This window comes from Acinetobacter sp. WC-141, assembly GCF_000313935.1.
Lineage (GTDB): Bacteria > Pseudomonadota > Gammaproteobacteria > Pseudomonadales > Moraxellaceae > Acinetobacter.
Genome location: NZ_AMSS01000020.1, coordinates 58,332 through 70,116 on the forward strand (window position 1 = coordinate 58,332; position 11,785 = coordinate 70,116).

General features: G+C 43.0%; 23 protein-coding genes and 1 pseudogene. All 24 read left to right on the forward strand.

Annotation, left to right across the window (positions count from 1 at the left end; all coding sequences use genetic code 11):
• Positions 1 to 2: 2 nt before the first annotated feature.
• The 24 genes and pseudogenes from rplB to rplQ all read left to right on the forward strand — a co-directional run bounded on the left by rplB (position 3) and on the right by rplQ (position 11,610).
• Complete coding sequence (gene rplB, locus ACINWC141_RS03595; protein ID WP_004789629.1) at positions 3 to 827, forward strand: 50S ribosomal protein L2; 825 nt, start codon at positions 3 to 5, stop codon at positions 825 to 827.
• A gap of 13 nt (positions 828 to 840) precedes the next feature.
• Positions 841 to 1,116, forward strand: a complete 276-nt coding sequence (rpsS, locus tag ACINWC141_RS03600; RefSeq protein ID WP_001138119.1) for a 30S ribosomal protein S19 — start codon at positions 841 to 843, stop codon at positions 1,114 to 1,116.
• A gap of 11 nt (positions 1,117 to 1,127) precedes the next feature.
• Complete coding sequence (gene rplV, locus ACINWC141_RS03605) at positions 1,128 to 1,457, forward strand: 50S ribosomal protein L22 (protein ID WP_004639524.1); 330 nt, start codon at positions 1,128 to 1,130, stop codon at positions 1,455 to 1,457.
• A gap of 1 nt (position 1,458) precedes the next feature.
• Positions 1,459 to 2,275, forward strand: a pseudogene (rpsC, locus tag ACINWC141_RS03610) (30S ribosomal protein S3).
• Complete coding sequence (gene rplP, locus ACINWC141_RS03615) at positions 2,215 to 2,628, forward strand: 50S ribosomal protein L16 (protein WP_002049688.1); 414 nt, start codon at positions 2,215 to 2,217, stop codon at positions 2,626 to 2,628. The pseudogene rpsC and the gene rplP overlap by 61 nt, the downstream one beginning before the upstream one ends.
• The gene (gene rpmC, locus ACINWC141_RS03620) at positions 2,628 to 2,825 is read left to right on the forward strand and encodes a 50S ribosomal protein L29 (protein ID WP_000849928.1); all 198 of its coding nucleotides are present in this window, start codon (positions 2,628 to 2,630) and stop codon (positions 2,823 to 2,825) included. The genes rplP and rpmC overlap by 1 nt, the downstream gene beginning before the upstream one ends.
• A complete protein-coding gene (gene rpsQ, locus ACINWC141_RS03625; RefSeq protein WP_001291845.1) occupies positions 2,822 to 3,079 on the forward strand; it encodes a 30S ribosomal protein S17 in 258 nt (85 codons plus the stop codon). Before rpmC ends, rpsQ begins: the two co-directional genes overlap by 4 nt.
• 92 nt (positions 3,080 to 3,171) lie before the next feature.
• The gene (rplN, locus tag ACINWC141_RS03630) at positions 3,172 to 3,540 is read left to right on the forward strand and encodes a 50S ribosomal protein L14 (RefSeq protein ID WP_001982634.1); all 369 of its coding nucleotides are present in this window, start codon (positions 3,172 to 3,174) and stop codon (positions 3,538 to 3,540) included.
• A 9-nt stretch (positions 3,541 to 3,549) separates the two neighbouring features.
• Entirely contained in the window at positions 3,550 to 3,867 is a 318-nt protein-coding gene (gene rplX, locus ACINWC141_RS03635; protein ID WP_002116820.1) for a 50S ribosomal protein L24, read from the forward strand.
• A 15-nt stretch (positions 3,868 to 3,882) separates the two neighbouring features.
• Positions 3,883 to 4,419, forward strand: a complete 537-nt coding sequence (gene rplE / locus ACINWC141_RS03640) for a 50S ribosomal protein L5 (RefSeq protein ID WP_004789621.1) — start codon at positions 3,883 to 3,885, stop codon at positions 4,417 to 4,419.
• A 9-nt stretch (positions 4,420 to 4,428) separates the two neighbouring features.
• Positions 4,429 to 4,734, forward strand: coding sequence for a 30S ribosomal protein S14 (gene rpsN / locus ACINWC141_RS03645; RefSeq protein WP_009388045.1), 306 nt, complete (start codon positions 4,429 to 4,431; stop codon positions 4,732 to 4,734).
• Positions 4,735 to 4,745: 11 nt separating this feature from the next.
• Entirely contained in the window at positions 4,746 to 5,141 is a 396-nt protein-coding gene (rpsH, locus tag ACINWC141_RS03650; protein WP_004789617.1) for a 30S ribosomal protein S8, read from the forward strand.
• Positions 5,142 to 5,154: 13 nt separating this feature from the next.
• Positions 5,155 to 5,688, forward strand: a complete 534-nt coding sequence (gene rplF, locus ACINWC141_RS03655; protein WP_009388018.1) for a 50S ribosomal protein L6 — start codon at positions 5,155 to 5,157, stop codon at positions 5,686 to 5,688.
• A 14-nt stretch (positions 5,689 to 5,702) separates the two neighbouring features.
• Complete coding sequence (gene rplR, locus ACINWC141_RS03660; RefSeq protein ID WP_003653654.1) at positions 5,703 to 6,053, forward strand: 50S ribosomal protein L18; 351 nt, start codon at positions 5,703 to 5,705, stop codon at positions 6,051 to 6,053.
• 2 nt (positions 6,054 to 6,055) lie between these two features.
• Complete coding sequence (rpsE, locus tag ACINWC141_RS03665) at positions 6,056 to 6,553, forward strand: 30S ribosomal protein S5 (protein WP_003653653.1); 498 nt, start codon at positions 6,056 to 6,058, stop codon at positions 6,551 to 6,553.
• A 6-nt stretch (positions 6,554 to 6,559) separates the two neighbouring features.
• Positions 6,560 to 6,736 carry a 50S ribosomal protein L30 gene (rpmD, locus tag ACINWC141_RS03670; RefSeq protein WP_003653652.1) on the forward strand — a complete coding sequence of 59 codons (177 nt, stop codon included), beginning with the start codon at positions 6,560 to 6,562 and terminating at the stop codon, positions 6,734 to 6,736.
• Positions 6,737 to 6,739: 3 nt separating this feature from the next.
• Positions 6,740 to 7,180, forward strand: coding sequence for a 50S ribosomal protein L15 (rplO, locus tag ACINWC141_RS03675; protein WP_003653650.1), 441 nt, complete (start codon positions 6,740 to 6,742; stop codon positions 7,178 to 7,180).
• A 45-nt stretch (positions 7,181 to 7,225) separates the two neighbouring features.
• On the forward strand, positions 7,226 to 8,545 hold the full coding sequence (gene secY, locus ACINWC141_RS03680; protein WP_171061958.1) for a preprotein translocase subunit SecY: 1,320 nt from the start codon (positions 7,226 to 7,228) through the stop codon (positions 8,543 to 8,545).
• A 20-nt stretch (positions 8,546 to 8,565) separates the two neighbouring features.
• A complete protein-coding gene (rpmJ, locus tag ACINWC141_RS03685; protein WP_000867907.1) occupies positions 8,566 to 8,682 on the forward strand; it encodes a 50S ribosomal protein L36 in 117 nt (38 codons plus the stop codon).
• Between the two features lie 105 nt (positions 8,683 to 8,787).
• A complete protein-coding gene (gene rpsM, locus ACINWC141_RS03690) occupies positions 8,788 to 9,144 on the forward strand; it encodes a 30S ribosomal protein S13 (protein WP_004789609.1) in 357 nt (118 codons plus the stop codon).
• 19 nt (positions 9,145 to 9,163) lie between these two features.
• Positions 9,164 to 9,550 (forward strand): 30S ribosomal protein S11, encoded by a 387-nt coding sequence (gene rpsK / locus ACINWC141_RS03695; RefSeq protein ID WP_001040166.1) that lies wholly within the window; start codon positions 9,164 to 9,166, stop codon positions 9,548 to 9,550.
• Positions 9,551 to 9,562: 12 nt separating this feature from the next.
• Entirely contained in the window at positions 9,563 to 10,189 is a 627-nt protein-coding gene (gene rpsD, locus ACINWC141_RS03700) for a 30S ribosomal protein S4 (protein ID WP_003653643.1), read from the forward strand.
• Between the two features lie 17 nt (positions 10,190 to 10,206).
• Complete coding sequence (locus ACINWC141_RS03705) at positions 10,207 to 11,214, forward strand: DNA-directed RNA polymerase subunit alpha (protein WP_003653641.1); 1,008 nt, start codon at positions 10,207 to 10,209, stop codon at positions 11,212 to 11,214.
• 18 nt (positions 11,215 to 11,232) lie between these two features.
• Positions 11,233 to 11,610, forward strand: a complete 378-nt coding sequence (gene rplQ / locus ACINWC141_RS03710; RefSeq protein ID WP_002049717.1) for a 50S ribosomal protein L17 — start codon at positions 11,233 to 11,235, stop codon at positions 11,608 to 11,610.
• Positions 11,611 to 11,785 lie beyond the last annotated feature (175 nt).

Consider the following 11,785-nt stretch of genomic DNA (forward strand, 5'->3'; position numbering starts at 1 on the left):
TTATGCCGATTCAAAAATGTAAGCCAACGTCTCCAGGACGTCGCTTTGTAGAGAAAGTGGTTCATGATCACCTTCACAAAGGCGCGCCTTACTCACCGTTGGTTGAAGCAAAAAAACGTACTGGTGGTCGTAATAATAACGGTCACATTACAACTCGTCACGTTGGTGGTGGTCATAAGCAACACTATCGTATCGTTGACTTTAAGCGTAACAAAGACAGCATTCCAGCTGTTGTAGAGCGCATTGAATACGATCCTAACCGTACAGCACATATTGCTTTGTTGAAATATGCTGATGGTGAGCGTCGTTATATCATTGCACCTAAAGGCTTACGTGCTGGCGATAAAGTACAATCTGGTAACGATGCTCCAATTCGTCCAGGTAACTGCTTGCCACTTCGTAACATGCCGATCGGTTCTACACTTCATAACGTTGAACTTAAAATTGGTAAGGGTGCGCAATTAGCGCGTTCTGCTGGTGCTTCTGTTCAGTTGTTGGGTCGTGATGGTTCTTACGCGATTGTTCGTCTTCGTTCAGGCGAAATGCGTAAAATTCATGTTGAATGCCGCGCTGTAATTGGTGAAGTTTCTAACCAAGAAAACAACCTTCGTTCATTGGGTAAAGCTGGTGCTGCGCGCTGGCGTGGTGTTCGTCCTACCGTACGTGGTATGGCGATGAACCCAGTTGATCACCCGCACGGTGGTGGTGAAGGGCGTAATAAAGGTATTCAACCTGTAAGCCCATGGGGTCAAAAAGCTAAAGGGTACAAGACACGTACCAATAAGCGTACGACTAAGATGATTATTCGCGACCGTCGCGTCAAGTAAAGGAATCTGACTAATGCCTCGTTCTCTGAAAAAAGGCCCATTCGTCGATGCGCACTTGTTCGCTAAGGTTGAAGCGGCTGTTGCTAGTAACTCTCGCAAGCCGATTAAAACTTGGTCTCGTCGTTCGATGATCCTTCCAGATTTTGTTGGTTTAACAATTTCTGTTCATAATGGTCGTAATCACGTTCCAGTAATTGTTACTGAGCATATGGTTGGTCATAAACTCGGTGAATTCGCGCCAACTCGTACCTATCGTGGTCACGGTGTTGACAAGAAGTCTAAACGTTAATAGGTGTCATGATGGAAGTAACTGCTAAATTACGCGGTGCCGCTATCTCGGCACAAAAGGCACGTTTGGTTGCAGATCTTATTCGCGGCAAATCTGTTGCGCATGCTTTAAATATTTTAAACTTCAGCAATAAAAAAGCTGCTGTTTTAGTAAAAAAAGCATTGGAATCTGCGATTGCAAACGCTGAACACAATAACAGTTTAGATGTTGACGATCTTAAAGTTTCTACGATTTACGTTGATGAAGGTGTTAGCCTTAAACGTATTATGCCACGTGCTAAAGGCCGTGCAGATCGTATTACGAAGCGTACTTGTCACATCACCGTTAAGGTAGGGGTTTGATATGGGTCAGAAGGTTCATCCAATCGGTATCCGCCTAGGTGTTGTGAAACGTCATAACGCTAACTGGTATGCGAGTCCGAAACAATACGCTGAATACTTGCTTAAAGATCTTCAAGTTCGTGAGTTTTTAACTAAAAAACTTAAGAATGCGATGATCAGCAACATTCTTATCGAACGTCCATCAGGCGCTGCTAAAGTAACAATTAGCACAGCTCGTCCTGGTATCGTAATCGGTAAAAAAGGCGAAGATATTGAGAAATTACAGCGTGAACTTACCAGCATTATGGGTGTTCCTGCGCAAGTAAGTATCAATGAAATTGATCGCCCAGACTTAGATGCGCGTTTAGTTGCTGAAGCAATCGCTTCTCAATTAGAAAAGCGTGTAATGTTCCGTCGTGCTATGAAGCGTGCGGTTCAAAACACTATGCGTGCTGGTGCTAAAGGTATCAAAGTTGAAGTGTCTGGCCGTTTAGGTGGTGCAGAGATTGCTCGTACAGAATGGTATCGTGAAGGTCGTGTACCTTTACATACATTACGTGCAGACATTGACTATGCGACTGTGCGTGCAGAAACAACTTACGGTACGATTGGTGTTAAAGTTTGGATTTTCCGTGGTGAGATTTTAGGTGGCATGAAACAAGTCATGAACCCTGCTCCTGCTGAAGATCGTCCAGCTAAACGTGGTCGTGGTCGTGGTGAAGGTCAAGAGCGTCGTGGTCGTCGCGGTGACCGTGCTGCTGACAAGGGAGAATAATCCATGTTGCAACCTAAACGTACCAAATTCCGTAAGGTGCACAAAGGCCGTAATACTGGTCTAGCGCATCGTGGTAGTACAGTATCATTTGGTTCGATTGCAATTAAAGCAACTGAACGTGGTCGTATGACTGCGCGTCAGATTGAAGCTGCACGTCGTACTATTAGCCGCCGTATTAAGCGTGGTGGTAAAATCTTTATTCGCGTATTCCCGGATAAACCAATTACTCAAAAGCCTCTTGAAGTGCGTATGGGTAAAGGTAAGGGTAGCGTGGAGTACTGGGTTTGCCAGATCCAACCAGGTAAGATCCTGTACGAAATTGAAGGTGTGAACGAAGAATTAGCGCGTGAAGCATTTGCTTTAGCTGCTGCTAAACTTCCGTTTAAAACCACTATCGTGACTCGGACGGTAATGTAATGAAAACTAAAGATTTACGTGAAAAGTCGGTAGAAGAGTTGAAAGCTTTGCTTGATGAGCAACAGCTTAACCAATTCCGTCTTCGTATGGCGAAAGCAACTGGTCAGTTGGGTAAATCGCACGAAGTGCAAGTTGCTCGTAAGACAATTGCTCGTATTAAGACACTCCTTACCGAAAAACAGGGGAACGGACAATGAGTGAAAAAACAGTCCGCACGTTAACCGGCAAAGTCGTAAGTGACAAAATGGATAAATCTATTGTTGTTCTTATTGAACGCCGCGTTCAACACCCGTTGTATGGCAAGTCAATTCGCCGTTCAACTAAGTTACACGCTCATGATGAGAATAACGTCGCTAAAATTGGTGATGTTGTGACAATCAAAGAAAGCCGCCCAATTTCTAAAACTAAAGCTTGGACTTTAGTGGAAGTAGTTGAAGCAGCTGCTGAGTAATTCGACGTTCTTGTTGCATCATCGGTCAATTTCGAGTACTCTTTGAGCCTTTCGAAATTGTGACCGGTGATGCTCGGTTTTGGAGTAGGGCAATGATTCAAACCGAAACTATGCTCGACGTAGCAGACAACAGTGGTGCTCGCCGCGTACAATGTATTAAAGTACTTGGTGGTTCACATCGTCGTTATGCTTCTGTTGGCGACATTATTAAAGTTACTGTAAAAGAAGCAATCCCACGCGCACGTGTTAAAAAAGGTGACGTGATGAATGCGGTTGTAGTTCGTACTAAATTCGGCATTCGTCGTCCAGATGGTTCTGTGATCCGTTTTGATGATAATGCTGCAGTTATCCTGAACAACAACAAAGCTCCGATTGCTACTCGTATCTTCGGACCAGTGACTCGTGAACTTCGTACTGAACAGTTCATGAAAATCATTTCATTGGCTCCTGAAGTTCTATAAGAGGCAATCATGGCTAAGATTAAAAAAGGCGATCAAGTTATTGTGATCGCAGGTAAAGAAAAAGGCAAACAGGGTACTGTATTGTCTGTTTCTGAAGACCGCGTTAAGGTTGAAGGCCTTAACTTAGTGAAGAAGCATCAAAAGCCGAATCGTGTAACTGGCGCTGAAGGCGGTATCGTTACTCAAGAAGCTTCGCTTCATATTTCAAACGTGGCAATTTTAAATGCTACAACCCAGAAGGCTGACCGTGTTGGTTACCAAGTGATTGATGGCGTGAAAACTCGCGTTTATAAATCAAATGGTGAATCAGTGGCGGTAGCGAAGTAATAGGTTGAAAAGGCAATGGCCAGACTTAAAGCACGTTACAATGATGAACTTAAAGCAAAGTTAAAAGAAGAACTTAGCATTAAGAATGTGATGGAAATTCCACGCATCACAAAAATTACCCTAAACATGGGTGTAGGCGCAGCTGCAACTGATAAGAAATTATTAGATGGCGCTGTAGTCGACATGCAATTAATTGCTGGTCAAAAACCAGTAATTACACTTGCTCGTAAATCTATCGCAGGTTTTAAAATCCGTGATGGTTGGCCGATTGGTTGTAAAGTTACTTTACGTGGCGACCAAATGTACGAATTCTTGGATCGTTTGATCTCAATCGCAATCCCTCGTATCCGTGACTTCCGTGGTTTCTCTTCGAAATCATTTGATGGTCGTGGTAACTACTCGATGGGTTTGAAAGAGCAAATCGTTTTCCCTGAAATCGATTTCGATAAGATTGATCGTATTCGTGGTATGGATATTACTATTACTACGACTGCTCGAACCGATGACGAAGGCCGTGCGCTTATGCGTGCATTCGGCTTCCCGTTCAAATAAGAGGTCGATATGGCTAAGAAAGGTATGATTAATCGCGAATTGAAACGCGAAAAAACAGTTGCTAAATACGCTGCAAAACGTGCTGAATTAAAAGCTACAATTGCAAACGTAAACGCAAGTGAAGAAGAGCGTTTCGAAGCGACGTTAAAGTTACAAGCATTGCCACGTAATGCATCTCCGGTACGTCTTCGTAACCGTTGTGGTTTAACTGGTCGTCCTCATGGTTACTTCCGTAAGTTCGGTTTAAGCCGTAACAAATTACGTGACACAGTAATGCAGGGTGATGTGCCAGGCGTTGTTAAGGCAAGCTGGTAAGGAGCGACTAAATGAGTATGCAAGATACCGTTGCCGACATGCTAACACGTGTTCGTAACGCACAAATGGCTAAGAAACAAACTGTTTCTATGCCTTCTTCTAAGTTGAAAGTTGCTATTGCAAATGTACTTCAACAAGAAGGTTATGTTTCAAACGTAGAAGTTGCTCAAGAAGAGACAAAATCTACTTTGACAATTACTTTAAAATATTTCGAAGGCAAACCAGTTATCGAAATGGTTAAGCGCGTAAGCCGTCCAGGTCTTCGCCAATACCGTGGTAAAGATAAACTTCCAAGCGTTAAGCAAGGTTTAGGTATTGCAATTGTTTCTACAAGCAAAGGCATCATGACTGATCGCGCTGCACGTGCTGCGGGCGTTGGTGGTGAAGTTATTGCTTTTGTTTCTTAATAGGTGATTCCTCATGTCTCGTGTGGCTAAAGCCCCAGTAACTGTACCGAATGGTGTAACAGTTACTCAGAACGGCCGGCAGGTCGAGGTGAAAGGCAGCAAAGGTACGTTGTCTTTCAACCTGCATGCGCTGGTCGAGCTAAAACAGGAAGAAGGTAAACTTCAACTTGCTCCAGTTAAAGAATCGAAAGATGCTTGGATGCAAGCTGGTACTGCTCGCGCTGTATTGAATAACCTTGTAAAAGGGGTTAGTGAAGGCTTCGAACGTAAGTTGCAGCTAGTTGGTGTTGGTTATAAAGCTGCGGTTAAGGGTACTGTTGTAAACCTTAACCTTGGTTACTCACACCCAATTGACTACGCTTTACCTGAAAGTGTAACAGCGGAAACTCCAACTGCAACTGAGATCATTTTGAAATCAGCAAACAAGCAGTTGTTAGGTCAAGTAGCGGCAGAAATCCGTGCGTATCGTTCTCCTGAACCATATAAAGGTAAAGGTGTTCGTTATTCGGATGAAGTCATTCTTCGTAAAGAAGCTAAGAAGAAATAAGGCGCGAGGTTCTTATGAACGAAAAGAAACAAACCCGTTTGCGTCGTGCGAAAAGCACACGCTTGCACATCCGTGCATTGGGTGCGACTCGTTTGTGTGTAAACCGCACTCCGCGTCACATCTATGCTCAAGTTATTTCAGCAGATGGTGGCAAAGTTTTAGCACAAGCTTCAACTTTGGATGCATCTTTACGTAGCGGTACTACAGGTAATGTAGACGCTGCTACTAAAGTAGGTGCTTTAATCGCAGAGCGCGCGAAAGCAGCTGGTGTAACTAAAGTTGCATTTGACCGTTCTGGTTTTAAATATCATGGTCGTATCAAAGCCTTGGCTGATGCTGCTCGTGAAAACGGCTTGGAGTTCTAATCATGGCTAAAGTTGAACAAAACGAAGGTCTTGTTGAAAAGCTGGTTGCCGTTGATCGTGTAGCCAAAGTTGTTAAGGGCGGTCGTATCTTCTCTTTCACAGCATTAACTGTTGTGGGTGATGGTAATGGTCGTGTTGGTTTTGGTCGTGGTAAAGCACGTGAAGTTCCAGCTGCTATTTCTAAAGCACTTGAAGCTGCGCGTCGCAACATGATTACTGTAGACCTTGCTGGTACTACTTTACAACACCCTGTGAATGCTCGTCATGGTGCAAGCCGTGTATACATGCAACCTGCTTCTGAAGGTACTGGCGTAATCGCTGGTGGCGCAATGCGTGCCGTTCTAGAAGCTGCAGGCGTGCATAACGTACTTGCTAAATGTTATGGTTCTACTAATGCTGCAAACGTAGTAAACGCAACTTTCAAAGGTTTGCGTGATATGACTTCTCCTGAGAAAGTCGCTGCGAAACGTGGTAAATCAGTAGCAGAAATTCAAGGGTAATCAATCATGAAAACGATTAAAGTTACCCAGACTAAATCTTCTTCACATCGCTTGAAAAATCACAAGCTTTGCTTACAAGGTTTAGGTCTGCGTCGTATTGGTCATACTGTAGAAGTGCAAGATACGCCTTCTAACCGCGGTATGGTCAACAAAGTCTACTATATGGTTAGTGTAGAGGAATAAGCCATGACTCTGCGTTTAAATGAGCTTGCGCCTGCAGAAGGTGCAAAACGTGAAAACCGTCGTTTAGGCCGTGGTATCGGTTCTGGCGTTGGTAAGACCGGTGGCCGTGGTGTCAAAGGTCAAAAATCACGTAAAAGTGGTGGCGTTCGTCCAGGCTTTGAAGGCGGTCAAACAGCGATTTATCGTCGTTTACCTAAATTCGGTTTCACTAGCCAAATCGCTTTAAAAACTGCTGAAGTACGTTTATCTGAGTTAAGCAAAGTTGAAGGCGACATCGTTAGCCTAGAAACTTTGAAAGCTGCGAATGTTGTTCGTCGTGACCAAATTCGTGCTCGTATCGTACTTTCTGGTGAAATCACTCGTGCATTCACTGTTCAAGGTGTTGCATTGACTAAAGGCGCTAAAGCTGCGATTGAAGCAGCTGGCGGCAAAGTCGAGGAGTAATCTCGAGTGTCTATGTCTCCTAGTTCTTCAGGTCATGTCAACATGATGAAAGGTCAGCCATTTCATGTGAAATATCGTGAAATTATTCGCCGGATGAGTTTTCTAATCGGTGCATTGCTGGTCTTTCGACTAGGAGCGCATATTCCAGTACCAGGCATTAATAATGCTGCGTTAGAAAATTTATTTCATGCGAACCAAGGAACTATTCTTGGGCTATTCAATATGTTTTCTGGCGGTGCTTTAGAGCGAATGTCTATTCTTGCTTTAGGAATTATGCCTTACATTTCTGCATCAATTATTGTGCAGTTAATGTCTACGGTAATTCCTTCACTAGAATCCTTGAAAAAGGAAGGTGAGCAAGGTAAGCGTAAAATTAATCAATATACGCGTCAGGGTACATTATTGCTTGCAGTGGTTCAGGCAGTTGGTATGTGCGCAGGTTTGATTGGTCAGGGTATAACTCTGTCAGTTGGCCTTGAGTTTTATATACCAGCAGTTACATCACTTGTCGCTGGAACTATGTTCTTAATGTGGCTAGGTGAACAAATCACTGAAAGAGGTATTGGTAACGGTATCTCAATGATTATTTTTGCTGGTATTGTTTCTGGTTTGCCTAAATTAATTATGCAATCAGTTTCATCAGTAGATAATGGTCAGACAAGCTTAATTGGTCTTGTGATCTTTGGTCTTTTGTCTGTAGGTGTATTGGCTGCCATTGTGTTTATTGAAAAAGCACAACGTCGTATTCCAGTAAACTATGCACAAAAGCAGCAAGGTCGTCGTATATTTACGGCACAGCAGACACATTTGCCATTGAAAATTAATATGGCTGGTGTGATTCCTGCGATTTTTGCAAGTTCTTTACTATTGTTCCCAGCGAGTCTTGGTCAATGGGTAGGAAGTGCAGATGCAAATGCTGGATTCATTAAGCGTAGCTTACAAGATTTAGCTTTAGTATTGTCGCCTGGACAGCCTTTGTATTTGGTGCTCTTTGGTGCGTTAATTATCTTTTTCTGTTACTTTTATACGGCTTTAGTATTTAGCCCTAAGGAAGTATCAGAAAATCTAAAACGCAGCGGAGCTTATGTGCCTGGTATTCGCCCAGGTGAGCAAACTGCTCGTTACTTAGATCATATTCTTAATCGTTTGACGTTTATTGGTGCGATTTATATTACGGTCATTTGTTTAATGCCAATGATTCTACAAAGTTCTTTTGGAATCCCATTCTCTTTGGGTGGTACATCATTACTAATCGTAGTTGTCGTTGTTATGGACTTTATGGCTCAGCTACAAGCGCACTTAACATCTCATCAATATGATAATCAAACATTAATGAGAAAAACGACTGCTCATCCTAAGGGATAAGCGCACTTAGAGGTTTCATCATGAAAGTACAAGCTTCTGTAAAGAAAATTTGTGGTAGCTGTAAAGTTATCCGTCGTAATGGGGTTATTCGCGTAATTTGTAGCGCAGAACCTCGTCATAAGCAGCGTCAAGGTTAATCTAATCAAGACCTGTTGATTTCAGTAGGCGAATTGGGTTAATATCCGCCCCTCAAGATTTTGTGGGGCGGTTGATTATCTCTACTGCCTTTTTGGAGAAAGTGAATGGCTCGTATTGCCGGTGTAAACATTCCGGATAACAAGCATGCTGTTATCTCCCTCACTTACATCTTTGGTGTCGGTCGCCATACTGCTAAGAATATCTTAGCTACAGTTGGTATTACTGAAACTACTAAGATCCGTGAGTTGGACGATGCTCAGCTTGATGCGATTCGTGCAGAAGTTGCTAAGGTTCCTACCGAAGGTGACTTACGTCGCGAAATTTCCATGAACATTAAACGTTTAATGGATTTGGGTTGCTATCGCGGCCTTCGCCATCGTCGCAGCTTGCCTGTCCGTGGTCAACGCACCAAAACTAACGCACGTACCCGTAAAGGTCCGCGCAAACCGATTAAAAAGTAAGATTTCTGGAAGCTAAAAGATGGCTAAAGATACTCGCACACGCAAGAAGGTCACTCGTACCGTCTCTGAAGGTGTTGCACACATTCACGCGTCTTTTAATAACACCATTGTTACGATTACTGATCGTCAAGGTAATGCATTGGCTTGGGCCACCTCTGGTGGACAAGGCTTCCGTGGTTCACGTAAATCAACTCCGTTTGCTGCTCAGGTAGCTGCTGAAGTTGCTGGTAAAGCAGCTTTAGATTACGGTTTGAAAAATCTGGATGTCCTTGTAAAAGGTCCTGGTCCAGGTCGTGAGTCTGCGGTTCGTGCATTAGGCGCAGTGGGTTATAAAATTAACAGCATTACCGATGTGACGCCAATTCCTCACAACGGTTGCCGTCCACCTAAAAAACGTCGCGTGTAAGGAGAAACATTCATGGCTCGTTATATTGGTCCAAAATGCAAACTCTCTCGCCGCGAAGGGACAGACCTGCAACTTAAATCTGGCGTTAAACCATTTGACGTCAAAACTAAAAAAGCTAACAAAGCACCTGGTCAACATGGTCAGGCACGCGGTGGTAAGCAATCTGAGTATTCACTACAATTACGTGAAAAACAAAAAGTCCGTCGTATTTACGGTGTGTTAGAACGTCAATTTAGTAACTACTATAAAGAAGCAGCTCGTGTTAAAGGCGCAACAGGTGAGAACTTGTTGAAATTGCTTGAAAGCCGTCTTGATAACGTTGTTTATCGCATGGGTTTTGGTTCTACACGTGCAGAAGCTCGTCAGTTAGTAAGTCACCGTAGCATTACTTTGAATGGTCGTCGTGTAAACATCGCATCTATTCAAGTTAAAGCTGGTGATGTAATTGCGGTTCACGAAGGTGCTAAACAACAGTTGCGTATTAAAAACGCGATTGAGTTAGCTGCACAACGTGGTATTCCAGCTTGGATGGATGTTGATCATTCTAAGCTTGAAGGTACGTTTAAAGCTGCACCAGATCGTGCTGATTTACCTGCTGAAATCAATGAAAGCTTGATTGTAGAATTGTATTCTAAATAATCCTTGAGGTAGCAATAATGACGCGTACTGCAAACGAGTTTCTAACTCCGCAAGCGATCAAGGTCGAAGCGGTTAGCGGGACCTCGGCAAAAGTGATTCTAGAACCTTTAGAGCGTGGTTTTGGCCACACTCTAGGTAATGCTTTACGTCGCATTCTATTGTCTTCTTTACCTGGCGCTGCTGTGGTTGAAGTGGAAATAGAAGGTGTCGAGCACGAGTACAGTACTTTAGAAGGCTTGCAGCAGGACATCGTCGAGCTCTTGCTGAACCTAAAAGGATTGTCTATTAAGCTGTTCGATCAAAATGAAGCATATTTAACATTAGAGAAACAAGGTCCTGGCGAAATTACTGCTGCTGACCTTCGTTTACCTCATAATGTTGAAGTGGTTAATCCAGAACATTTGATTGGTACTTTGAGTGCTTCAGGCTCATTAAAAATGCGCTTGAAAGTTGCTCAAGGTCGTGGTTATGAAACATCTGATTCTCGTTTCCCTGAAGGCGAAACACGTCCTGTTGGTCGTTTGCAATTAGATGCTTCTTATAGCCCGATTAAACGTGTGTCTTACACCGTTGAAAACGCGCGTGTAGAACAACGTACCGATTTAGATAAACTGGTAATCGACCTCGAGACAAATGGAACGGTTGATCCTGAAGAAGCAATCCGTAAAGCGGCAACAATCTTGCAACAACAAATTGCAATTTTTGTTGATCTTCAGAAAGACCAAACTCCAGTTGCTCAAGAGCCTCGTGAAGAAGTTGACCCAATCTTGCTTCGCCCAGTAGATGATCTAGAGCTTACTGTTCGTTCTGCTAACTGTTTGAAAGCAGAAAATATTTACTACATTGGTGATCTTGTTCAACGTACTGAAGTTGAGTTGTTAAAAACTCCTAACCTTGGTAAAAAATCGTTAACAGAGATCAAAGATGTTTTGGCATCGAAAGGCTTACAACTCGGTATGCGTCTTGAAAACTGGCCACCAGCTAGTCTTCGTATGGACGACCGTTTTGCCTATCGTAGCCGTTAATTAAGTAGGACTATCACCATGCGTCATCGTAATAGTGGTGTGAAATTAGGCCGTACAAGCAGCCATCGTAAAGCGATGTTCCAAAACTTGGCTAATTCTTTATTTGAACACGAGTTGATCAAAACAACTGTGCCTAAAGCTAAAGAATTACGTCGTGTTGCTGAGCCTTTAATCACTCTAGCAAAAAACGATACTGTAGCAAATCGTCGTTTAGCATTTGCTCGTACTCGTAATGCTGCAACTGTAGGTAAATTATTTACCGTACTCGGCCCTCGTTACAAAGAACGTAACGGCGGTTATCTACGTGTTCTTAAAGCGGGCTTCCGTGCTGGTGATGCAGCACCGATGGCTTACGTTGAGCTTGTAGATCGTGAAGTGAACACTTCAGCTGAATAATTGATTTTATTCAAAAAAAGACCGGTTTTATACCGGTCTTTTTTATTTTTAATAATTAATAAAATTATAAAAATGTCCCCAAGTGACATAAAAAAACGGATAAACGGTCAAACTTGACATTGTGTATTGTCAAAATTGTGCTTTAATAAACTTATATTCTCAACAATGGGTATAA